The sequence below is a fragment of the Pseudomonas sp. W5-01 genome (assembly GCF_046540435.1).
In the GTDB taxonomy this organism is placed as follows: domain Bacteria; phylum Pseudomonadota; class Gammaproteobacteria; order Pseudomonadales; family Pseudomonadaceae; genus Aquipseudomonas; species Aquipseudomonas graminis_B.
The window spans coordinates 159,030-182,350 of sequence record NZ_JAXCIP010000003.1; the positions used below are offsets into that span (position 1 = coordinate 159,030).

Consider the following 23,321-nt stretch of genomic DNA (forward strand, 5'->3'; position numbering starts at 1 on the left):
GAATTCCCATGCTGGATGAGCTACTTCACCGTATGAGCAGCCACACGCCGGTGATGCTGGAAACGGACGCGCGCTTTCCCGAGGCCGCCGTGCTTCTCCCCATTACCCGCAATGCAGAGCCCGAACTGGTGCTGACCCTGCGCGCCAGCGGCCTGTCGACCCACGGCGGCGAAGTGGCCTTCCCGGGCGGACGGCGTGACCCGGAGGATCCGGACCTGATCTTCACCGCACTGCGCGAAGCCAAAGAGGAGATCGGTTTGCCACCGGGTCTCGTCGAGGTGATCGGCCCGCTGAGCCCGTTGATCTCCAAACACGGCATAAGAGTGACGCCCTACGTCGGCATCATTCCGGATTTCGTCGAGTACACACCCAATGATGGCGAAATCGCAGCCGTCTTCAGCGTGCCGCTGGACTTCTTCCGTCAGGATGCCCGCGAACACACCCACCGCATCGACTATCAAGGGCGCAGCTGGTACGTGCCGAGTTACCGCTTCGGCGAGTACAAGATCTGGGGCCTGACCGCGATCATGATCGTCGAGTTGATGAACCTGTTGTTCGACAGCGGCATCGACCTCAACGAGCCGCCAAAGCGATCCATCATCCACACGCTGAAATCCTGACTCGCGGCCGCCGCGCCTTGCATCAGGAATGAGCCATGAGGGCCGAGCCGTGAGGAATACGTCATGAGGAATACGCCATGAAATACCGCTTGGGCGATGCCCGCGTCGATGCGCACGCCAGCAGCTGGATCGCGCCGACAGCCACCGTCATCGGCAACGTGCGTTTGCAGGCCAACGCCAGCGTCTGGTTCGGCGCGGTGTTGCGTGGCGACAACGAGCTCATCGACATCGGCGAGAACAGCAATGTGCAGGACGGCACCGTGATGCACACCGACATGGGCTCGCCGCTGACCATCGGACGGAACGTGACCATCGGCCACAACGCGATGCTGCACGGTTGCAGCGTGGGTGACAGCACGCTGATCGGCATCAACGCGGTCATTCTCAATGGCGCGAAGATTGGCAAGCATTGCATCATCGGCGCGAACTCGTTGATCGGCGAAGGTAAAGTCATTCCTGACGGTTCGCTGGTCATGGGCTCGCCCGGCAAGATCGTCCGCGAGCTGACTGACGCACAGAAGCAGATGCTCGACGCCAGCGCCGCCCATTACGTCCACAACGCTCACCGCTACGCGCGTGACCTGGCCCCGCAGGAAGATTGATGTCCAGCGCCATACCCCCGATCCATGAAGCAACCGTTCATGACAAGCCGATTCATGAAAAGCCCGTCCGCTCGCCCTGCGTGAGCATTTGTGCCCTGGACGACGCCGACATCTGCACCGGTTGCCAGCGCACCGTGGCCGAGATCACCGGCTGGAGCCGCATGGACAACCAGGCACGTCGCGCGGTGTTGATCGCCTGCGAGGAGCGGGCGAGAGCCAGCGGGATGATGTTTCTACTGGGTGGCAACAACCCTCAAGGTTGAATCAACCCTGCGCCGCTGCATCCCATTCCCCGGCCTTCATGTTAAATTGCGCGCCTTTCTACCTGCGGTTGCTTGCACACGGCGAGCGACCTTCGACCTGCTCCATGAGGACCTGAGATGACTCAAATCGGAACTCCACTGTCGCCGACCGCGACCCGCGTTTTGCTCTGCGGTTGCGGCGAGCTTGGCAAGGAAGTAGTGATCGAGCTGCAACGCCTGGGCGTTGAAGTGATCGCCGTCGACCGTTACGCCAATGCACCGGCGATGCAGGTCGCGCACCGCAGCCACGTGATCAATATGCTCGATGGCGCCGCCTTGCGTGCGGTGATCGAGTCCGAGAAACCGCATTACATCGTCCCGGAAATCGAAGCCATCGCCACCGCGACCCTGGTGGAGCTGGAGTCCGAAGGCTTCACGGTCATTCCGACGGCCCGCGCTGCGCAGCTGACCATGAACCGCGAAGGTATTCGTCGTCTGGCCGCTGAAGAGCTGGACCTCCCCACCTCGCCATATCACTTTGCCGACACCTTCGAAGACTACAAAAAAGCCGTCGAAGACCTGGGCTTCCCGTGTGTGGTCAAGCCGGTGATGAGCTCGTCGGGCAAGGGTCAAAGCTTGCTGAAAACCGACGCGGACATCCAGAAGGCCTGGGACTATGCGCAAGAAGGCGGTCGTGCCGGCAAAGGCCGTGTGATCATCGAAGGCTTCATCGATTTCGATTACGAAATTACCTTGCTGACCGTGCGTCACGTCGGCGGCACGACCTTCTGTTCGCCGGTCGGTCATCGTCAGGAGAAGGGCGACTATCAGGAATCGTGGCAGCCCCAGGCCATGAGCCCGGTGGCATTGGCCGAGTCCGAGCGCGTCGCCAAAGCGGTAACCGAGGCGCTGGGTGGCCGTGGTCTGTTTGGCGTCGAGTTGTTCATCAAGGGCGATCAGGTCTGGTTCAGCGAAGTCTCGCCGCGCCCCCACGACACAGGTCTGGTCACGCTGATCTCCCAGGACCTTTCGCAGTTCGCGCTTCACGCGCGGGCCATTCTCGGTCTGCCGATCCCGTTGATTCGCCAGTTCGGCCCATCAGCATCGGCTGTGATTCTGGTTGAAGGCCAGTCGACCCAGACGGCGTTCGCCAACCTGGAGCAAGCCTTGAGCGAACCGGACACCGCGCTGCGCCTGTTCGGCAAGCCTGAGGTCAATGGTCAGCGCCGGATGGGCGTGGCACTGGCGCGCGACGAGTCGATCGAAGCGGCCCGTCGCAAAGCCACCCGCGCGTCGATGGCGGTGAAGGTTCAGCTGTAAGCATCACGCTGAATGAAAAACGGCGCCCTCAGGGGCGCCGTTTTTGTTTGGCGATCACGCACCGTCGGTACCCGGTTTGCTCAGGCAATCGTATCCAGGTCCGCGTGCCGGGTTTCTTTCAGGCACAGCACAGCGATCACGCTGATCAACGCCGCCGTCGAGACATAGCCACCGACCCAGCTCAAACCGCCCATCTCCACCAGCTTCTGCGCGAAGAAAGGCGCCACCGAGGCACCAACAATGCCGCCGATGTTGTAGGCCGCCGACGCGCCGGTATATCGCACCCGCGTAGGAAACAGCTCCGGCAACATCGCCCCCATCGGCGCGAACGTAACGCCCATCAGAAACAGCTCGATCGACAGGAACAGCGTCACCGCCCAAGTCGTGCCGTGGGTCAGCAAGGGCTCCATCAGAAACCCCGACAGGATCGCCAGCACGCCGCCGATGACCAGCACCGGCTTGCGACCAAATCGATCGCTCGCCAACGCGGAAAGCGGTGTCGCCATGGCCATGAACAGCACCGCAAAGCAAGCATCGCGAGGAACGATTCGCGGCTGTAACCCAGGGTCTTCACGCCATAGCTCAGCGAGAAGACGGTGGAGATATAGAACAGCGCGTAGCACACCACCATCGACGCGGCCCCTAGCAGCATTGGCTTCCAGTACTGACCGAACAGCTCGGCAATCGGCAGTTTCACACGCTCATGGCGGGCGATGGCTTTGGCGAAAACGGGCGTTTCCTCAAGCTTGAGGCGCACATACAGCCCGATGATGACCAGCACGGCACTGAGCAGAAACGGCACGCGCCAGCCCCAGGAGCGGAATTGCTCGTCATCCAGCGTCACCGCCAGCGTCAGAAACAGCCCGTTTGCCGCGAGGAAGCCGATGGATGGGCCCAACTGCGGAAACATGCCAAACCACGCACGCTTGCCCTTGGGCGCATTTTCGGTCGCCAGCAACGCCGCGCCGCCCCATTCGCCGCCCAATCCGAGGCCTTGGCCGAAGCGCAGCACGCAGAGCAGGACCGGCGCCCATGATCCGATGGCGTCGTAACCCGGCAACACGCCGATGAGCGTGGTGCAGACCCCCATGAGCAGCAGCGAGGCCACCAGTGTCGATTTGCGGCCGACGCGATCACCGAAGTGACCGAACAGCGCCGAGCCCAGCGGACGTGCGAGAAAGGCGATCCCGAACGTCAGAAACGCCGACAGCATCTGTGCGGTGCTGGAGGTTTGCGGAAAGAACACCGGCCCGATCACCAGCGCGGCGGCGGTGGCGTACACGTAGAAATCGTAGAACTCGATGGCGGTGCCGATGAAGCTGGCGGTGGCGACGCGGGCCGCGGAATTGGCGGGGCGGGCCTCGCTCTCGTCGCTGCTCGGAAAGGCAGAAGTCGTGGTCATGGGGAATCCCTGGCAGTCGTATCGCCTGTCAGCGGGTGACGAAAATTCGTACGCGCGCTGCGGCAATCGTTAATTGTTTTTTTGGTCCAGCGCTGAACAGACTAGCCCGGATGCGGGCAAAGATGCGTGGCGTGCTCGGGATGGGAGCGAAGGCCAGGGTATCGCGTGAGCGGTCAGGCTGTGTGACTGGCCAGATCGCGCATCGTGCGGGTAGCACGCGGATCGGCGGGGCTGGGTAAGCGGATCGATTATAGGAAGGGGATCGGCGCGGAAACAAGTGTCTCAGGGCGCCGCCCGACTTTTCAGATCACGTCTTTGGTGCGGGTGTTCAACCACATCAGCACGCGGCTGACGCGGTTGTCTTCGGTCTCGAGGATTTCCAGGCGGTAAGGGCCGATCTTCAGGCAGACCGCGCTGTTGGGAATGGTCTCCAGCGCTTCGGTGATCAGACCGTTGAGGGTTTTGGGCCCGTCGGAAGGGAGGTGCCAGCCGAGGCTTTTATTCAAATCGCGAATCGACGCCGCGCCGTCAATCACCAGGCGCCCGTCAGGCTGCGGCTGAATATGCGGATTGTCGAGGGCTTGCTCGCTTTCGAATTCGCCGACGATCTCTTCCAGAATGTCCTCGAGGCTGACGATGCCCAGCACCTCGCCGTATTCATCGACCACCACGCCCATGCGCCGCTGCTGTTTGTGGAAGTTGAGCAGTTGCATCTGCAGCGGCGTGCTTTCCGGCACGAAGTAGGGTTCGTAGCAGGCGGCCCGCAGCGCCTCTTTGGTCAGCTCGTTGCGCGGCAGCAGGTGGCTGATCATCCGCGTGTTGAGCACGCCTTCCACCTGATTGATGTCGTTGTAGTAGACCGGCAGGCGGGTGTGGCGAGAGATGATCAGCTTGTCGATGATCTCCTCGATGGTGTCGTCGAGGTTGATGCCGTCGACTTCGCTGCGCGGCACCAGAATGTCATTCACGGTCATGCGGTCCAGCGCGTAAATCCCGGAGATGACGTGGGCACGGCCATATTGGCTTTCGTTGTCCTGATAGACCGTCGGGCGCGTGTCGTCTTCGTCATCAATGGTGTCTGGCCGGCGCTTCGACAGAAAAGGGCGCAACAGCGTTTTGGCGATGTTCTTGTAGAGCCAGGTCAGCGGCTGCAGCAGCCGAACCGGGATGCGCAGCACGTTGTTGCCCAGCAGCAGGATTGACTCGGGACGACGCGCCGCCAGCTTTCGCGGAATGAACTCGGTCACCACCACCAGCACGCTGGCGACACCTAGCCAGGCAATCAGCGGGCCGTGGAAATACCAGTGCCCGATGGCCAGCAACGTGGCGAGCACGGTGATCAGCGCCTTGAGCAGCGTGTTGCCGAGGATAAGGCTGTTGAGGTTGAACGCCAAAACCGGCTTCGGTGGCTCGTTGGAACGGTGGTTGACCGGCATCGCCCGCAGATTATGGTGCGCCGCCTCGACCGCGCTGAACAGCCCGGACCACAAGGTGAGCAGGGCTAGCAGCGTGAGCATTGTGCCGACCGGCAGATTATCCATGATCAACGCCCGTCAGATGTGCAGGATGTATTCACGAACGAGCTTGCTGCCGAAGTAGGCCAGCATGAGGAGCAGGAATCCGCCCAGCGTCCAGCGGATCGCCTTGTGGCCGCGCCAGCCCAGATGGTGGCGTCCCCACAGCAGCACACTGAAGACGATCCACGCGAGGATCGACAGCAGGGTTTTGTGTACCAGATGCTGGGCAAACAGGTTTTCGACGAACAGCCAGCCGGAGATCAGCGACATCGACAGCAAGACCCACCCGGCCCAGAGGAAGCCGAAGAGCAGGCTTTCCATGGTCTGCAACGGGGGGAAGCTTCTGATCAGGCCAAGGCGGTGCTTGTTCTTCAGCTGGTGGTCCTGCAGCAGCAGGAGCAGGGACTGGAACACCGCGATGGTGAACATGCCGTAGGCGAGGATCGACAGCAGGATATGGCTGATGATGCCGTGTTCTTCGATGATCGGTTGCTGGGTACCGGAAGGCGCGAACTGCGCCATCAGGCTCGTCAGCAGCCCCAGCGGGAACAGGAGGATCAGCAGGATTTCGACCGGGAGGCGAATGCACGCGAGCATGGTCACGATGATGACGGCAACAGCAATCAGGCTGGCGGCACTGAAAAAGTCCAGACCCAGGCCGATAGGGCGCACCAGTTGGCCGAACAGCGCACTGGCCTGGCAAGCGACGGCAAGGGTGCCGATCAGGCACAGCAGCCATTTGTCGGCCTTTTGGCCCTGACGCAGGCGCATACCCTGGTAGACAGTCGCAGCGGCATAAAACACGGCGGCGGCGAGGCTGAAGAGCAAACTCGGTGACAAGGGGGACATAGATCCTGTTGGGCGTGCTCGAAAGCCGGTGAGTTTGGCATAAAACGCGCATTTCACGAAAGACTACAGAAGGAGACGCCGTGGTGTCCGTGCGCTGGAGTCTTCGCTATAATCCGCGACCTGCTCAAGCCACAGGCTAGCCGATCGCTGTTTCAGCCGCCTTTATAGCGTCCCTATTTCAATAGCGACTCTCTGAAGAGCAGGCGTCGCGATCTCGCCAGCCGACTGAAAAAGGCCGCTACGGGCCTGGCCGCATCAATCGGGGTTCAGCACGAACCCAAAGGATCACGCATGTTTGAAAATCTGACAGATCGTCTCTCGCAGACGCTGCGCCAGGTCACTGGTAAAGCCAAGCTGACCGAGGACAACATCAAGGACACACTGCGTGAAGTGCGTATGGCGCTGCTTGAAGCCGACGTCGCCTTGCCGGTTGTCAAAGACTTCGTCAATCGCATCAAGGAGCGCGCCGTCGGCACCGAGGTGTCGCGCAGCCTGACGCCGGGCCAGGCGTTCGTGAAGATTGTCCAGGCCGAGCTGGAAGAGATGATGGGGGCGGCCAACGAAGAGCTGACCCTCAACGTCACGCCGCCGGCGGTCATCCTGATGGCGGGTCTGCAAGGTGCGGGCAAGACCACCACTGCCGGCAAGCTCGCCCGATTCCTGAAAGAACGCAAAAAGAAAACCGTGATGCTGGTGTCGGCGGACGTCTATCGTCCGGCCGCGATCAAGCAGCTGGAAACCCTGGCCAACGACATCGGCGTGACGTTCTTCCCGTCCGACATCAGCCAGAAGCCGGTCGACATTGCCGAAGCGGCTATTAAAGAAGCCAAACTCAAGTTCATTGATGTCGTGATCCTCGACACCGCCGGTCGTCTGCACATCGACGCCGAGATGATGGGCGAGATCCAGGCGCTGCACGCGGCGGTCAAGCCGGCCGAGACGCTGTTCGTCGTCGACGCGATGACCGGCCAGGATGCTGCGAACACCGCCAAGGCGTTTGGTGATGCGCTGCCGCTGACCGGTGTGATCCTGACCAAGGTCGACGGCGATGCCCGTGGAGGTGCTGCACTGTCGGTGCGCGCCATTACGGGCAAGCCGATCAAGTTCATCGGCATGGGCGAGAAGAGCGAGGCGCTGGAGCCTTTCCATCCGGACCGTATCGCATCGCGCATCCTCGGTATGGGTGATGTGCTCAGCCTGATCGAGCAGGCCGAACAGACCCTCGACAAGGACAAGGCCGACAAGCTGGCCAAGAAGCTGAAGAAGGGCAAGGGCTTCGACCTCGAAGACTTCCGCGATCAGCTGCAACAAATGAAGAACATGGGCGGCCTGGGCGGGCTCATGGACAAGCTGCCAAGCATCGGTGGCGTGAACCTGTCGCAGATGGGTAACGCACAAGGCGCCGCCGAAAAGCAGTTCAAGCAAATGGAAGCCATCATCAATTCGATGACCCCGGCCGAGCGTCGCGACCCTGAGCTGATCAGCGGTTCACGCAAGCGCCGTATCGCCATGGGTTCGGGCACCCAAGTGCAGGACATCGGTCGTCTGATCAAGCAGCACAAACAGATGCAGAAGATGATGAAAAAGTTTTCGACCAAGGGCGGCATGGCGAAAATGATGCGCGGCATGGGCGGAATGTTGCCCGGCGGCGGTATGCCCAAAATGTAAATTGCATCGCGCGGGAGTGATTCCCGCGCGTCATTCATGGGGGCAACCGTCCCGATGGCCTGCTCAGGCAGGCGCTCACCGCCGTCCTCGCTGACGGCTCCACGGCAGATCTAAGTGGCCTGACGGCGTACGCCGGAAAAAGTCATTTGCAAAAATCCGGATATTCCTTAGAATATGCGGCCTTTCGGGCACCCATGCCCGCTGTGCATCTTAGATTTGCAGCACCGACTACAGGAAAATTGTTCAATGCTAACAATCCGTCTTGCCCTTGGCGGCTCTAAAAAGCGCCCGTTCTACCACCTGACTGTCACTGACAGCCGCAACCCACGTGACGGTTCCCACAAGGAACAAATCGGTTTCTTCAACCCGGTTGCCCGTGGTCAGGAAATCCGTCTGTCCGTGAACCAAGAGCGTCTGGCCTACTGGCTGAGCGTTGGTGCACAACCTTCTGAGCGTGTTGCTTCGCTGTTGAAGGAATCTGCCAAGGCTGCGGCCTGAGCAATATGAACGCGACGCCAGCTTCCGCCGACGATCTGATCGTCATCGGCAAGATTTACTCGGTACACGGCGTTCGCGGCGAAGTGAAGGTGTATTCCTTTACTGATCCGACTGAAAACCTGTTGCAGTACAAAACCTGGACGCTCAAGCGCGAAGGCAATGTGAAACAGGTCGAGCTGGTCAGTGGACGCGGGAACGACAAGTTCCTGGTCGCCAAGCTCAAGGGTCTTGATGATCGTGAAGAAGCTCGTCTTCTGGCCGGTTATGAGATCTGCGTGCCGCGCAACCTGTTCCCTGAATTGACCGACGGCGAGTACTACTGGTACCAGCTTGAAGGTCTGAAGGTCATTGACGGTCTTGGGCAATTGCTCGGGAAGGTCGATCATCTTCTGGAAACCGGCGCAAACGATGTAATGGTGGTCAAACCCTGCGCAGGCAGTCTGGATGATCGCGAACGCCTTTTGCCCTATACGGAGCAATGCGTGTTGGCAGTTGATCTGGTTGCAGGCGAGATGAAGGTGGAATGGGACGCGGATTTCTAAGCAATGGCCAGCCTGCGCATAGAAGTCATCACGCTGTTTCCCGAGATGTTTTCCGCCATCAGCGAATACGGCATTACCAGCCGTGCGGTGAAACAGGAGCTGTTGCAGCTGACCTGTTGGAATCCGCGGGATTACACCACTGATCGACATCACACTGTGGACGATCGCCCGTTTGGCGGTGGCCCTGGCATGGTGATGAAGATCAAGCCTCTCGAAGATGCTCTGGCTCAGGCCAGGCAGGCGGCGGGGGATGCGGCGAAGGTGATTTACCTGTCGCCACAAGGCCGCAAGCTGGATCAGTCTGCGGTACGCGAACTGGCGCAGGAAGAAGCACTTATCCTGATTGCCGGTCGTTATGAAGGCGTCGACGAGCGTTTCATTGAAGCTCATGTCGATGAAGAGTGGTCGATTGGCGACTATGTGTTATCTGGCGGTGAGCTGCCGGCCATGGTCCTGATAGATGCGGTTACGCGACTGCTGCCTGGAGCTTTAGGGCATGTAGATTCCGCGGAGGAAGATTCCTTCACGGATGGTCTGCTGGATTGCCCGCACTACACCCGACCGGAGGTGTATGCGGATCAGCGTGTTCCCGACGTATTGCTTAGTGGCAATCACGCACACATCCGGCGTTGGCGTTTACAGCAGTCCCTTGGGCGGACCTATGAACGACGCGCCGATCTTCTGGAAAGCCGCTCGCTTTCTGGAGAAGAGAAGAAGCTGCTGGCGGAATACCTCCGCGAGCGGGACGATAGTTAACGTATCGATGGTAGATCGAACCGATTTACCTTAGGAGCACAGCATGACTAACAAAATCATCCTTGCACTCGAAGCAGAGCAGATGACCAAAGAGATCCCTCCCTTTGCCCCGGGCGACACCATTGTCGTTCAGGTGAAAGTGAAGGAAGGCGACCGCGCTCGTCTGCAGGCGTTCGAAGGCGTTGTTATCGCCAAGCGTAACCGTGGTGTGAACAGTGCTTTCACTGTTCGTAAAATCTCCAACGGTGTTGGCGTTGAACGTACTTTCCAGACCTACAGCCCGCAAATCGACAGCATGGCTGTGAAACGTCGCGGCGACGTTCGCAAGGCCAAGCTGTACTACCTGCGTGACCTGTCCGGTAAAGCAGCTCGCATCAAGGAAAAACTGGTTTAATCCCAGTCTTCCCATGCGAATGAAAAAGCAGCCTACGGGCTGCTTTTTTGCTTTCTGGCATTCGATTTTGTCCCGCCTTCGCAAGTATGAAAAACTGCCACCGCTTTCCACCCCCCAAGTCAGAACCCATGCCCGCCATTGACCATCCCATGATCGACCGCTTCCTTGACGCTCTGTGGCTGGAGAAAGGGCTGTCGGACAACACGCGCCATGCCTATCGCAGTGACCTCGCACTGTTCAACGGCTGGTTGCAGGAGCAGGGCGTGGACCTGATGAGTGTCAGTCGGGAGGCGATTCTCGATCACCTCGGATGGCGGGTCGACAACGGCTACAAGCCTCGCTCGACAGCGCGACTGCTTTCCGGCGTGCGTGGCTTCTATCGCTACCTGCTCAGAGAAAAGCTGATCGCGGTCGACCCTACGTTGCAGGTCGACATGCCACAGTTGGGTAAGCCACTTCCCAAATCCTTGTCCGAAGCCGACGTCGAAGCGTTGCTGGCTGCGCCCGACCTGAGCGACGCCATCGGCCAGCGTGACCGGGCGATGCTTGAAGTGCTCTACGCCTGCGGACTGCGGGTGACTGAGCTGATCAGCCTGACGCTTGAACAGGTCAACTTGCGCCAGGGCGTGCTGCGCATCATGGGCAAGGGCAGCAAAGAGCGGCTGGTGCCGATGGGGGAGGAAGCCATCGTCTGGGTCGAGCGCTACATGCGCGACGCCCGCCACGAATTGCTCAACGGCCGCCCCAGCGACGTGCTGTTTCCCAGCCAGCGCGGCGAGCAGATGACCCGCCAGACCTTCTGGCACCGCATCAAGCACCAGGCCAAAGTCGCCGGCATCGGCAAGTCCCTCTCGCCACACACCCTGCGTCACGCCTTTGCCACGCACTTGCTCAACCACGGCGCCGATCTTCGCGTCGTGCAGATGCTCCTCGGTCACAGTGATCTGTCGACGACGCAAATCTACACCCACGTCGCCCGCGCGCGGTTGCAGGAAATGCATGCGAAGCACCACCCGAGGGGGTAGATGACTTCAGTAATTTGCGACCTGTCTTACATCGGCGGGCGTCGGCCTTGCGAGCCTTATGTGATAGGCTTTGCCGGTTTCGCAGATCAAGGCCCTGAAAACATCCTGGTGCGGTTTCGCCACCCGTTTTCAGCCCGGCCCGTCTGCTCACCGCTCGAGGAGTTTTCATGCGCGTCACTCGTTTTCTCGGTGCTGCCGTTGTAGCGCTGGCCAGCTCTTTCAGCCTGTTTGCCCACGCCGATGAGGCGTCCGACAAAGCCATTCGCAAGACCCTGGAATCGCTCAATCTGGAAATTCCCATCGAGAGCATTTCCAGCAGCCCGTTGAACGGCCTCTATGAGGTCAATCTGAAAGGCGGTCGCGTGCTGTACGCCAGTGCGGACGGCCAGTTCGTGATGCAGGGCAACCTGTATCAGATGCAGGCCGGCAAGCCGGTCAACCTGACCGAGAAAGTCGAGCGTCAGGCGATTTCCAAGACCATCAACGGCATCCCTGCCGCTGAGATGGTCGTCTACCCAGCCGTGGGCGAGACCAAATCCCACATCACGGTGTTCACCGACACCACCTGCCCGTACTGCCACAAGCTGCACGCCGAAGTGCCGGAGCTGAACAAGCGCGGCATCGAAGTGCGCTATGTAGCGTTCCCGCGTCAGGGCCTCGGTTCGCCGGGTGACGAGCAACTCCAGGCAGTGTGGTGCTCCAAGGACCGCCGCGGTGCAATGGACCGCATGGTCGACGGCAAGAATATTCAGGCGCCCAAGTGCGATAACCCGGTCACCAAACAGTTCGAGATCGGCCAGTCCATCGGCGTGAACGGCACACCGGCCATCGTGTTGGCCGACGGTCAGCTGATTCCGGGCTACCAGCCGGCGCCGCAAGTGGCCAAACTGGCGCTGGGCGCCAAGTAATTTCGTTTATCGCAGCCTCCTGCGGTAAACATTGAAGCGGCCTGTGTGCAGCGCTTCATCAATAGCGAGCCGTGTTGAATGCGGCTGATTCCACGGCCGGCCTCGCGTCGGCCGTTTTATGGGGAGTTCATAGTGAAACCGGTCAAAGTAGGCATCTGTGGGCTGGGTACTGTCGGTGGCGGTACCTTCAATGTGCTAAAGCGTAACGCCGAGGAAATTGCCCGCCGTGCCGGGCGTGGAATCGAAGTGGCGCAGATTGCCATGCGTACACCAAACCCCAATTGCCAGATTACCGGTACCCCGACCACGACCGACGTGTTCGACGTGGCGAGCAACCCTGAAATCGACATCGTCATCGAGCTGATCGGTGGCTACACCATCGCCCGTGAACTGGTGCTCAAGGCCATCGAAAACGGCAAGCACGTGGTCACCGCCAACAAGGCGCTGATCGCCGTGCACGGCAACGAAATTTTCGCCAAGGCCCGGGAGAAGGGCGTCATCGTCGCCTTCGAAGCGGCAGTGGCGGGCGGCATTCCGGTGATCAAGGCCATTCGTGAAGGCCTGTCGGCCAACCGCATCAACTGGGTGGCCGGCATCATCAACGGCACCGGCAACTTCATCCTCACCGAGATGCGCGAGAAAGGCCGTACCTTCCCGGACGTCCTCGCTGAAGCGCAGGCGCTTGGTTACGCAGAAGCCGATCCGACCTTCGACGTCGAAGGCATCGACGCGGCGCACAAGCTGACCATTCTGGCGTCCATCGCTTTTGGCATCCCGCTGCAATTCGACAAGGCCTACACCGAGGGCATCACCAAGCTGACCACCGCCGACGTCAATTACGCCGAAGCGCTGGGCTACCGGATCAAGCACCTGGGCGTCGCCCGCAGCACGCCGAGCGGTATCGAGCTGCGCGTCCACCCGACCCTGATCCCGGCCGATCGCCTGATCGCCAACGTCAACGGTGTGATGAACGCCGTGATGGTCAACGGCGATGCAGCCGGATCGACTCTGTTCTACGGCGCAGGTGCCGGCATGGAGCCGACCGCTTCGTCCGTCGTCGCAGATCTGGTCGACGTGGTCCGTGCCCTGACCACCGATCCGGAAAACCGTGTCCCGCATCTGGCCTTTCAGCCCGACTCGCTGTCGGCCCACCCGATCCTGCCGATCGACGCGTGCGAAAGTGCCTACTACCTGCGCATCCAGGCCAAGGATCATCCCGGCGTGCTGGCGCAGGTGGCGAGCATCCTGTCCGAGCGCGGCATCAACATCGAATCGATCATGCAGAAAGAAGTCGAAGAACATGACGGCCTGGTGCCGATGATTCTGCTGACCCACCGCGTGGTCGAGAAACGCATGAACGATGCGATCAAAGCGCTGGAAGCGCTGGAAGATGTCGCCGGGCCGGTTGTCCGCATCCGCGTTGAGCATTTGAACTGAGATCAGCCGCAAGCGTTAAGCGGCAAGCTGCAAGTAACAGCAAAATCATATCGCGGTGAGCTTTGGGTCCCGGGCTGGAGTTGAAGGTCAAGCACTTCGACTTGCAGCCCGCCACTCGAAGCTTGCCGCCCAAACCGAAGGTTTGAACAATGCGCTATATCAGTACCCGCGGCCAGGCACCGGCCCTGAATTTCGAAGACGTGCTGCTGACCGGTCTGGCGAGCGATGGCGGTCTGTACGTTCCGGAAAACCTGCCGCGTTTCACCCAGGAAGAAATCGCGTCTTGGGCCGGCCTGCCTTACCACGAGTTGGCTTTTCGTGTGATGCGTCCGTTTGTGACGGGCAGCATCCCGGACGCGGATTTCAAGAAGATCCTCGAAGAAACCTACGGCGTGTTCTCCCACGCTGCGGTTGCGCCCCTGCGTCAGCTCAACGGCAACGAGTGGGTGCTGGAGCTTTTCCATGGCCCGACCCTGGCGTTCAAGGATTTCGCCCTGCAACTGCTGGGTCGTCTGCTGGACTACGTGCTCGAGAAGCGCGGCGAACGCGTGGTCATCATCGGCGCCACTTCCGGTGACACTGGCTCGGCCGCCATCGAAGGCTGCCGTCGTTGCGACAACGTCGATATCTTCATCCTTCACCCGAACAATCGCGTGTCCGATGTTCAGCGCCGCCAGATGACCACCATCTTCGGCGAGAACATCCATAACATCGCGATCGAAGGCAACTTCGACGACTGCCAGGAAATGGTCAAGAACAGCTTCGCCGACCAGAGCTTCCTCAAAGGCACGCGTCTGGTGGCGGTGAACTCGATCAACTGGGCGCGGATCATGGCCCAGATCGTCTACTACTTTCACGCGTCGCTGCAGTTGGGCGGCCCGGCACGTTCGGTGGCGTTCTCCGTGCCGACCGGCAATTTCGGTGACATCTTCGCCGGTTACCTGGCCCGCAACATGGGCCTGCCGATCAGCCAACTGGTGGTCGCGACCAACCGCAACGACATCCTGCACCGCTTCATGAGCGGCAATCAGTACGTCAAGGAAACCCTGCACGCGACGTTGACCCCTTCGATGGACATCATGGTGTCGTCCAACTTCGAGCGTCTGCTGTTCGACATGCACGGTCGCAACGGCGGCGCGATTGCCAAGCTGATGGACACCTTCAGGCAAGGCGGCGGTTTCAGCGTGGATGAAGAACGCTGGACCGAAACCCGCAAGCTGTTTGATTCGCTGGCGGTCAGTGACGAAGACACCTGCAAAACCATCGCCGAAGTATTCGCCAGCACTGGCGAGCTGCTCGATCCGCACACCGCGATCGGCGTGAAAGCCGCACGGGACTGCCGCCGCAGCCTCGATACGCCGATGGTGATTCTGGGAACGGCGCATCCGGTCAAGTTCCCGGATGCCGTGCTGAAGGCCGGTGTAGGAAAAGCGCTCGAGCTGCCTGCACATTTGTCTGATTTGTTTGAGCGAGACGAACGCTGCACCGTCCTGCCAAATGACCTCAAGGCCGTACAGGCCTTTGTCAGCCAGCATGGCAATCGTGGCAAACCTCTCTGACCGTATCGCCGTGTAACAACTAAGGCCCGCCTCGCAGCGGGCCTTGTTTTTTCTGCGTGCCACACTTCCGAAGAATCTTAATTTCTCGGATAAGCCTGTGGTTGTTAAACATTTTTACTCAACGGCATTCAATGGCCGTCACCTTGATCTCCGACCGGCGCTATGGGCATTGCTGCTGCTCGTCTGCCTCTACAGTCCCATGGGTCACTCCAGTGAAAACCTGCCGTTCGCCCTGGGTGCGCCTTTCCTTGCGCAACAGCCCATCGCCCTCAATGACGCGGACCGTCAGTGGCTGGACGCACGAAAAACGCTCCGGGTTGGCATTTCCGTCGCCGATCACGAGCCCGTCGACATCACCACTGACCGCAATCGCTATCAGGGCATCAGCGCGGATTACCTCAGCGTGGTCAGCGCCCGGTTGGCAATTCCCGTTCAAGTGCGAGGGTTCGCTAAACGAGAGAAGGCGGTGGAGGCACTCTTGGCCGGTGACATCGACGTGCTGACCAGCGCCAGCGGATTTGAGCGAAACAAAGCCGGACTGTCGATGACGCGCGACTACCTGGCGGACCGCGCGGTGGTGTTCGGCCGGGCCAACGACACCAGCCTCAAGCCTACGCTGGAAGGCAAACGCGTGGTGCTGCTGGACGGCTATGCCGACGCTGCGGTTGTGCAGCGCATCTACCCCGAAAGCAACATCGTGCTTGCGCCCACGCTCTACAGCGCCATGGAGGCGTTGGCCCACGACGACGCCGACGCGCTGATTGCCAACGAGCTCGTGGTGCAGTCCTACAGCCTTTTGCGCCCGTACCTGGGGCTGCACAGCAAGTTCGACAGCTTGTTGCCCCCCATGGGTTTTTCGTTCGCCCTTCGCGATAAAGACGCAAGACTTCACGCACTGTTCGACCGCGTGCTGGCAGACATGGACGAGTCTTTGCGCCGGGAAATCCTGAGCCGATGGACCGTCGGGCTTGGCGCTGACCCTGCGCGTCGGCAAGTCAGTATCAACCCCGTTGAACAGTTGTGGATCCGCAAACATCCGCGGGTGGTGGTGGCGTCAACTCAGCACCCTCCCTACATCTACAAAGACGCTCGTGGTCAATGGGTGGGGCTGAATGTCGACGTGCTGGCGCGCATTTCGCGCCTGACCGGGTTGCAGTTTGTCTATCAGGAAGCGCCTTCCACCCATTCTCTGCTTGAGACCCTGGCAGACGGCGGCGCGCACATGAATACCACCCTGGCCGAGAACCCCGAGCGCAAGAAAATGCTGTATTTCACGTATGCATTTGGAGGCAACAGCTGGGTATTTCTGGAACGCGCCGACAGCAATGTCTCCCTTCAGCTGGCGAACATGACCGGCAAGGTGCTCGCACTCCCCGCGCGACATGCGTTGCTGGAGTTTATTCAGACACGCTACCCGCAGATCCGCCTGCTGCTCGTGCCCACCTACGCCGAAGCCCGCCAGCTCGTCGAGGAGGGGGAGGCGGACGCCACTATTCAGAACGAGGCGGGCGCCTGGCTGTATCCGCCCGGCGGGCTGAAAGTGGGCCGCAGCGTCGAAGGGTTGTGGTCTCCGGACCGGTTTTCCGTGGTCAAGGCCCATCCCGAATTGCTCGGCATTCTGAACAAGGCCCTTGAGGAATTTTCCGTGACGGAAATGCGCGCTATTCGCCTCAAATGGCTCGGCGCGGCAGCCGCTGCGCCTTCGGTGTGGAACCGCATCCCCAACTGGATCTACGGGGTTACGGGCGCCTCACTGTTGCTGGGTCTGGTGTCGCTGGTCTGGAGTAGCCGCCTGAGGTATCAGATCCATCAACGGCAGCGCGCCGAAGCACAGTTGGGTGATCAGCTCGCCTTCAAACGCACATTGCTCGATGCGTTCCCCAACCCTGTTTATGTGCGTGATCTGCAAGGCCGGCTCGTCGCCTGCAACCGCAGTTATGAGGAGAGCTTCGGGATCGGTTACGAACAGATGCAAGGCCGACGCCTGACCGATGTCGATCTCGTTGACCGCGATATGGCCGAGCAACTGCACGCCGATTACATGAAGCTGCTGGAGACGCAGGAGCCGGTGTTTGCCGAGCGCGTCCTTACGCTGGCCGGGCGACGGGTCTACGCCTGGCAATGGGCGGTGCCCTATCATCGCGCCGACGGTCAAATGCAGGGATTGCTCGGCGGCTGGATGGACATCAGCGAGCGTAAGCGCCTGGAGAGCGAGTTGCGCGAAGCACGTCAGGCCGCGGAGCGGGCGGCAGGGCAGTTGAAGGCGCTGCTCGACGAATTGGGGCGGGCGAAGGCATCAGGGGGGTAAATTTTGCCTGTCACATTCGGCAGGCATGCTCCGGAGTCAAGCTGTTGCAGTCAGTGCGCATGTGTCAAAGCGCCACACTGCTCAGAACTTTCCGCTGCTGCCAATGGTCATTGGTTAGCACCTTTGCATTCAAACTGTTGAGTGGTGATCCGGATGGAAAATATCAGCTTGCTACTGAGCGAAGCGCTGTCTCCTTATCAGGCGATTATCGGCCCGGCCGGTATTCTGGGCGAGCGCCTGGTGACGCTGAAAAATCCAGCGGGTGCGATGGTGATTGAACGGGTTTTTTCTGCATCGCAGTTGGGCGACAAGCGTCAGCTGACTGACGTGGTAGATGGTCTTCACCGTGACCTGATGGTGGCAGAAGGGCGCATCGAGCCTTGTGTCATCGCTGCCATGCGCAATGTGTCCCAGTCTGCCGCCTATGCTGCCTCCCGACCTTTCGTCTGAGTCGCAGGGAACCTTCTCCATTCGGTAGGCTCCTATCAGTTACGGCAGGCGCAGGCATTGTGCTCCGATGTTCATGCTGCCTGCCGTACGGGTCCAAGATGGACCACGGTGACCCCGAGTAGTCTCCCCGCTGCTCGGGGTTTCTTTTGTCTGACATTCAGGGCTTCAACGCCAGGCGCGGATTTCACCCGGCGTCAATTCGTTTCCTCATCGAAAAATGTCTGGGCGTCGCGCAGGTATTCCTCCTTCTTCATCATCCACTCCGCGTAAAACCCGATCAGTCGCGTCACGCGCAGCACACGCATTTCCCGGTTGATGATCTCCATCGCCGCACGGCCTTTCTCGGTCTTCGAACAGGCAATGTGAGCGAACTGGTATTTGGGCACGTCTTTGACCGGCAAGAACTCCAGCTCTGCTAGCGGAATGCCCTGTTCCTGCGCGTGAAAGCGCGCTTCCGGCCAGTAACTGATGATCGCCTGGAAGCGATCCAGCCGTTCCATTTCCAGCATGCTGCCCACCGCTGTATTGCCGTAGTGCAGGATCAGACGTTCGGGGTGCGGGGTCTCGCGCAACACTTTATCGATGACGGGGCCGTAGCTGCGTTCGCCGACGATGCCGACATCGACGCTGTCGCTGGCCAGTAAGGCGGCAAGGTCGAGGCGGCCGTCGGCGTTGATGAACGGTGCGAACAGTGCGTGGCGTCTGCGCTCGATCGTGACGCCGTTACTGGGCGTGGCGTAGGACGGGATGGAAAACAGAATGGTTTTGTCGCGCTCGGGCGTCCACAGCAGGGTCGGGTCGCAGGCGAACACGTCGGGGTCATTGAGCATCTGGGTTCCGCGCGCGCGGTTGACGTGCATGACCTGGTGATCGTACTCCGGCATCCGGGCAGTCAGCTCGGGCATCAGCTTGTCGATGGCACCCTGGCCCGCCAATGGTCCGGAAAATATGGTCAGGGGCGGGAAGTCGCGCAGCAGCCAGATCAGCGTTTCACGTGCCGACGCCGTACCGGGCAGGCAGGCGAACAGGCCTGCGATCAGCAAGGCGCGCATTCGGGAACCGGTGACATGCATGGAAGCGTTGACCCTCATCGACAGCGTCTCGCAGCAAGGAATCGGTGATGTGCCTCATTTATTTAACACATGTCATGGGGGCATGAGTAACGCCTCGCGAACGTTGTGCCCCGTCTCCCATTTGAGAGACGAGCCGCATCGCTCATCGAGTTCGGTCGTTCAACGGGGCTGCATCGGGTAGACTTGCCGCCTTTCCCGTCTCTCTAGAAGCCCGTTCATGGCCCAGCCGTCCACGACCTACAAGTTCGAACTCAACCTCACCGACCTTGATCGCGGGGTCTATGAAACCGTCAAGCAGACCATCGCCCGTCATCCTTCGGAAACCGAAGAGCGCATGACCGTGCGCCTGCTGGCCTACGCCTTCTGGTACAACGAGCACCTGTCGTTTGGCCGGGGTCTGTCAGACGTCGATGAACCGGCGCTGTGGGAAAAGAGTCTGGACGATCGCGTCCTGCACTGGATCGAAGTCGGACAGCCCGACGCCGACCGTTTGACCTGGTGCTCGCGCCGTACCGAACGCACCAGCCTGCTGGCCTACGGCAGTCTGCGGGTGTGGGAAGGCAAGGTCATACCGGCGATCAAGACGCTGAAGAACGTCAACATCGCTTCGGTACCCCAAGAAGCGCTCGAAGTCTTGTCCAAGGACATGCCACGGGTGATCAAGTGGGACGTAATGATCAGCGAAGGCACGATCTTCGTCACAGATGATCGCGGCCAGCACGAAGTGCAATTGCAGTGGCTGGCAGGCGAGCGGGGCTGATTCACGCCTGCACCGCGACGGCCTCGCGATGCTGTTGCCAAGCCATCGCGACGGCATCGCTGCCTCCTGCCAGTCCCAACGAGAATCCCAGCGGAACCTGAATGCGCATCGAACCACGCGAGTTACCTGACACCCTGCCTTTTCTTGGCGACCTGCCACCCTTGCTCACCCGGCTGTACGCGGCCCGCGGTGTCGCCTCGGAGGCAGAACTCGACAAGGGCCTTGCCCGATTGATTCCGTATCAACAGCTCAAGGGCATCGACGCCGCCGTCGAGCTGCTGGTGACGGCGTTGCAGCAGCGCCATCGCATTCTCATCGTGGGCGACTTCGATGCCGACGGCGCGACGGCCAGCACCGTCGGCGTGATGGGCCTGCGCTTGCTCGGTGCCGCGCACGTGGACTACCTGGTGCCGAATCGTTTCGAATTCGGTTACGGCCTGACACCTGAAATCGTCCAGGTCGCCCTTGAACGTCAGCCCGATTTGCTGATGACCGTGGACAACGGCATTTCCAGCGTCGAAGGCGTTGCGGCAGCGAAAACGGCGGGCTTGCAGGTGTTGGTCACCGATCACCACCTGCCCGGCCACGAATTGCCGGCGGCTGATGCCATCGTTAACCCGAACCAGCCCGGCTGCACCTTCCCGAGCAAGTCGCTGGCCGGCGTCGGCGTGATCTTTTATGTATTGATGGCCTTGCGCGCGCGACTGCGGGACATCGGCTGGTTCGAGGGCCGCGCTCAACCCAACCTGGGCGAGTTGCTGGATCTGGTGGCCTTGGGCAGCGTCGCTGACGTGGTGCCGCTGGATGCCAACAACCGGATTCTGGTGCACCAGGGGCTGATGCGCATCCGCGCCGGGCGTGCACGTCCGGGTTTGCGCGCCATTCTGGAGGTCGCCCGTCGCGAGGCGTCGCGCATCACCTCCACCGATCTGGGGTTCATCATCGGCCCGCGCCTGAATGCGGCCGGGCGTCTGGATGACATGAGCCTGGGCATCGAATGCCTGCTGTGTGATGACGAGACCGAGGCGCGGGAAATGGCGGTGCGTCTGGACGAGCTCAATCAGGACCGCAAATCCATCGAGCAGGGCATGCAGCGCGAGGCGCTTGCCCAGCTCAAGGACCTGCCGCTGGAGTCGATGCCGTTTGGGCTGTGCCTGTTCGAACCCGAGTGGCACCAGGGCGTGATCGGCATTCTGGCTTCGCGCCTGAAAGAGCGTTATCACCGCCCGACCATTGCGTTCGCCAGCGCCGGCGAGGGTGTGCTGAAGGGGTCGGCGCGTTCGGTACCGGGCTTTCACATCCGCGACGCACTGGATGCCGTGGCGGCGAAACATCCCGAGCTGATCAGCAAGTTCGGCGGCCACGCAATGGCGGCCGGGCTGTCGCTGCCGGAAGGCAACTTCCCGGCATTCGCCGAGGCCTTCGACACCGAGGTTCGCCGCCAGCTCAAGGAAGAAGACCTGACCGGCCGGCTGTTGTCCGACGGCACCTTGGCGGTGGAAGAATTTCATTTGGAACTGGCCCGTGCCCTGCGCAATGCCGGCCCGTGGGGGCAGCACTTTCCCGAACCGTTGTTCCATGGCGTGTTCCAGCTGGTGGAGCAGCGGGTGGTCGGCGAGCGCCATCTGAAGATGGTACTCAAGACCGAGTGCGGCAGCGTGAAGCTTGACGGCATCGCCTTCAGCGTCGACCGCGACGTATGGCCCAACCCGACTGTGCGCTGGGTCGAGCTGGCCTACAAGCTGGACCTGAACGAATTTCGCGGCAACGAAACCGTGCAACTGATGGTGGTTCACCTTTCACCGCGTTGATTCATTGGGTTCGGCTAAAGCCAACCTACGGGTGTACGCGCTGGTAGGACCGGCTTTAGCCGGGAAGCGGCCTGCGTGGGCACCCTCAATCTCGCGGTGTGACATCCGAGGCCTTCCCGGCTAAAGCCAGTCCTACGGACGTACGCGGTGTCTCGGTAGGACCGGCTTCAGCCGGGAAATGACTGAACCCTCACTTCGCTCGGGTTGTCGACTAGGCTCAAGGTTCGCACGTAAGGAACCTGCCACACGATCTGAGAGGTCCCCCATGAGCCTGCTGCTTGAACCCTATACCCTTCGCCAACTGACACTGCGCAATCGCATCGTGGTTTCGCCAATGTGTCAGTACTGCTGCGCCGACGGCCTGGCCAATGACTGGCATTTGGTCCATCTGGGCAGCCGCGCGGTCGGCGGCGCAGGGCTGATTTTCACTGAAGCGGCGGCGGTGACCCAGGATGGGCGCATTACCCCGGAAGACCTCGGCATCTGGAACGACGAGCACATTGAGCCGCTGCAACGCATCACTCGATTCATCAAAGCACAGGGCGTGGTTGCCGGCATTCAGCTGTCCCATGCCGGGCGCAAGGCCAGCACATGGCGGCCGTGGGTGAGCCAGAGTGGCGCCATCCCTGCCGACCAAGGTGGCTGGGCGACCTGGGGGCCCTCGAAGATCCCATTCGATCCGACCTACACCGTGCCCACCCCGCTGGATGAAGCCCAGATTCAGGACGTGATCAAGGCGTTCGTCGACGCCGCCAAACGTGCCTTGACCGCAGGTTTCGAAGTCGTCGAAATTCACGCTGCCCACGGTTATCTGCTGCATCAGTTCCTGTCGCCGCTGAGCAACCAGCGTCAGGATCAATACGGTGGCTCGTTCGAAAACCGCATTCGTCTGACCCTCGAAATCACCAAAGCCGTGCGCGACGTCTGGCCTGCAGGCCTGCCTTTGTTCGTGCGCGTCTCGGCCACCGACTGGGTGGAAGGCGGCTGGACTGCGGACGAAACCGTTGAGCTGGCCAAGCGCTTGAAAGAGTTGGACGTTGATCTTGTTGACGTGTCCTCCGGCGGCACTGCGGCGAAAGCCGAGATCCCCGTGGGCCCGGGCTATCAAACCGAGTTCGCCGCTCGCGTGCGCAACGAGTCCGGCATTGCCACCGGCACCGTCGGCATGATCACCGAACCCACCCAGGCCGACACCATTCTGCGTACCGGCCAGGCAGACCTGATTTTCCTCGCCCGCGAACTGCTGCGCGATCCGTACTGGCCGCTGCAAGCCGACGAGGCGCTCGGTGGACGCCAGGCCACATGGCCTGCGCAATACCAGCGAGCAACGCACCGCGATCAGCCGATTCACGAGTCGGATTTGCGGGATTGATCACACCGCTGAATAGCTGATCTGCACTGCTCCAGCATCTCTGGCTCTGTGATGCTGGCTCTATTGGAGAAGATTCATGTGGGAGTGAGCTTGCTCGCGAAGACGGTATTCCAGCCGCTGAAGATTTGGCGAATGTACCGACCTCTTCGCGAGCAAGCTCGCTGCCACATTGGGGCCGGGACTGACTCACCGTCTCGTTGGCTGGATT

General features: G+C 60.7%; 20 protein-coding genes and 2 pseudogenes. 18 read left to right on the top strand and 4 right to left on the bottom strand.

All coding sequences use genetic code 11. From position 1 onward, the window contains the following. Positions 1–8: 8 nt before the first annotated feature. The 4 genes from SLW75_RS10675 to purT all read left to right on the top strand — a co-directional run bounded on the left by SLW75_RS10675 (position 9) and on the right by purT (position 2,784). Entirely contained in the window at positions 9–620 is a 612-nt protein-coding gene (locus tag SLW75_RS10675) for a CoA pyrophosphatase (protein WP_410934446.1), read from the top strand. Positions 621–697: 77 nt separating this feature from the next. Next, entirely contained in the window at positions 698–1,222 is a 525-nt protein-coding gene (locus SLW75_RS10680; RefSeq protein WP_065989968.1) for a gamma carbonic anhydrase family protein, read from the top strand. Further along, on the top strand, positions 1,222–1,485 hold the full coding sequence (locus SLW75_RS10685; RefSeq protein WP_065989966.1) for a DUF1289 domain-containing protein: 264 nt from the start codon (positions 1,222–1,224) through the stop codon (positions 1,483–1,485). Before SLW75_RS10680 ends, SLW75_RS10685 begins: the two co-directional genes overlap by 1 nt. Positions 1,486–1,602: 117 nt before the next feature. Beyond that, a complete protein-coding gene (gene purT / locus SLW75_RS10690; RefSeq protein ID WP_296306137.1) occupies positions 1,603–2,784 on the top strand; it encodes a formate-dependent phosphoribosylglycinamide formyltransferase in 1,182 nt (393 codons plus the stop codon). An 80-nt stretch (positions 2,785–2,864) separates the two neighbouring features. Here the strand turns inward: purT and SLW75_RS10695 are convergent. The 3 genes and pseudogenes from SLW75_RS10695 to SLW75_RS10705 form a co-directional block, all read right to left on the bottom strand. Then, positions 2,865–4,186 (bottom strand): annotated as a pseudogene (locus tag SLW75_RS10695) (MFS transporter). A gap of 302 nt (positions 4,187–4,488) precedes the next feature. Continuing rightward, complete coding sequence (locus tag SLW75_RS10700) at positions 4,489–5,727, bottom strand: CNNM domain-containing protein (RefSeq protein WP_192132277.1); 1,239 nt, start codon at positions 5,725–5,727, stop codon at positions 4,489–4,491. 12 nt (positions 5,728–5,739) lie between these two features. Continuing rightward, positions 5,740–6,552, bottom strand: a complete 813-nt coding sequence (locus SLW75_RS10705; protein ID WP_065989961.1) for an inner membrane protein YpjD — start codon at positions 6,550–6,552, stop codon at positions 5,740–5,742. A 291-nt stretch (positions 6,553–6,843) separates the two neighbouring features. Between SLW75_RS10705 and ffh the strand changes: the two genes are divergently transcribed. The 11 genes and pseudogenes from ffh to SLW75_RS10760 all read left to right on the top strand — a co-directional run bounded on the left by ffh (position 6,844) and on the right by SLW75_RS10760 (position 18,097). Beyond that, a complete protein-coding gene (gene ffh, locus SLW75_RS10710) occupies positions 6,844–8,220 on the top strand; it encodes a signal recognition particle protein (RefSeq protein WP_065989960.1) in 1,377 nt (458 codons plus the stop codon). A gap of 246 nt (positions 8,221–8,466) precedes the next feature. Next, complete coding sequence (gene rpsP / locus SLW75_RS10715; RefSeq protein WP_037012442.1) at positions 8,467–8,718, top strand: 30S ribosomal protein S16; 252 nt, start codon at positions 8,467–8,469, stop codon at positions 8,716–8,718. 5 nt (positions 8,719–8,723) lie between these two features. After that, the gene (rimM, locus tag SLW75_RS10720; protein WP_037012440.1) at positions 8,724–9,260 is read left to right on the top strand and encodes a ribosome maturation factor RimM; all 537 of its coding nucleotides are present in this window, start codon (positions 8,724–8,726) and stop codon (positions 9,258–9,260) included. A 3-nt stretch (positions 9,261–9,263) separates the two neighbouring features. Then, a complete protein-coding gene (trmD, locus tag SLW75_RS10725; protein WP_065989956.1) occupies positions 9,264–10,016 on the top strand; it encodes a tRNA (guanosine(37)-N1)-methyltransferase TrmD in 753 nt (250 codons plus the stop codon). Positions 10,017–10,059: 43 nt separating this feature from the next. Next, a complete protein-coding gene (rplS, locus tag SLW75_RS10730) occupies positions 10,060–10,410 on the top strand; it encodes a 50S ribosomal protein L19 (RefSeq protein WP_037012438.1) in 351 nt (116 codons plus the stop codon). Between the two features lie 128 nt (positions 10,411–10,538). Beyond that, the gene (xerD, locus tag SLW75_RS10735; protein ID WP_065989954.1) at positions 10,539–11,435 is read left to right on the top strand and encodes a site-specific tyrosine recombinase XerD; all 897 of its coding nucleotides are present in this window, start codon (positions 10,539–10,541) and stop codon (positions 11,433–11,435) included. A 167-nt stretch (positions 11,436–11,602) separates the two neighbouring features. Continuing rightward, positions 11,603–12,343, top strand: a complete 741-nt coding sequence (gene dsbC, locus SLW75_RS10740) for a bifunctional protein-disulfide isomerase/oxidoreductase DsbC (protein WP_065989952.1) — start codon at positions 11,603–11,605, stop codon at positions 12,341–12,343. A gap of 132 nt (positions 12,344–12,475) precedes the next feature. After that, positions 12,476–13,780: a homoserine dehydrogenase gene (locus tag SLW75_RS10745; protein ID WP_122623446.1), complete on the top strand. Its 1,305-nt coding sequence runs from the start codon at positions 12,476–12,478 to the stop codon at positions 13,778–13,780. 149 nt (positions 13,781–13,929) lie between these two features. Next, on the top strand, positions 13,930–15,339 hold the full coding sequence (gene thrC, locus SLW75_RS10750; RefSeq protein ID WP_065989950.1) for a threonine synthase: 1,410 nt from the start codon (positions 13,930–13,932) through the stop codon (positions 15,337–15,339). 199 nt (positions 15,340–15,538) lie between these two features. Next, positions 15,539–17,587 (top strand): annotated as a pseudogene (locus SLW75_RS10755) (transporter substrate-binding domain-containing protein); the annotation flags it as partial. Positions 17,588–17,800: 213 nt separating this feature from the next. Then, the gene (locus SLW75_RS10760; RefSeq protein ID WP_410927863.1) at positions 17,801–18,097 is read left to right on the top strand and encodes a DUF3509 domain-containing protein; all 297 of its coding nucleotides are present in this window, start codon (positions 17,801–17,803) and stop codon (positions 18,095–18,097) included. 194 nt (positions 18,098–18,291) lie between these two features. On the opposite strand, the gene SLW75_RS10765 is transcribed toward SLW75_RS10760, so the two are convergent. After that, the gene (locus SLW75_RS10765; protein ID WP_410928093.1) at positions 18,292–19,137 is read right to left on the bottom strand and encodes a TIGR02285 family protein; all 846 of its coding nucleotides are present in this window, start codon (positions 19,135–19,137) and stop codon (positions 18,292–18,294) included. Between the two features lie 250 nt (positions 19,138–19,387). On the opposite strand from SLW75_RS10765, the gene SLW75_RS10770 reads away from it, so the two are divergent. The 3 genes from SLW75_RS10770 to SLW75_RS10780 all read left to right on the top strand — a co-directional run bounded on the left by SLW75_RS10770 (position 19,388) and on the right by SLW75_RS10780 (position 23,113). Further along, positions 19,388–19,930, top strand: coding sequence for a YaeQ family protein (locus SLW75_RS10770; RefSeq protein ID WP_065989944.1), 543 nt, complete (start codon positions 19,388–19,390; stop codon positions 19,928–19,930). A gap of 101 nt (positions 19,931–20,031) precedes the next feature. Then, entirely contained in the window at positions 20,032–21,741 is a 1,710-nt protein-coding gene (gene recJ, locus SLW75_RS10775; protein WP_410934447.1) for a single-stranded-DNA-specific exonuclease RecJ, read from the top strand. Positions 21,742–22,006: 265 nt separating this feature from the next. Beyond that, a complete protein-coding gene (locus tag SLW75_RS10780) occupies positions 22,007–23,113 on the top strand; it encodes an NADH:flavin oxidoreductase/NADH oxidase (RefSeq protein WP_410927865.1) in 1,107 nt (368 codons plus the stop codon). Positions 23,114–23,321: the final 208 nt, after the last annotated feature.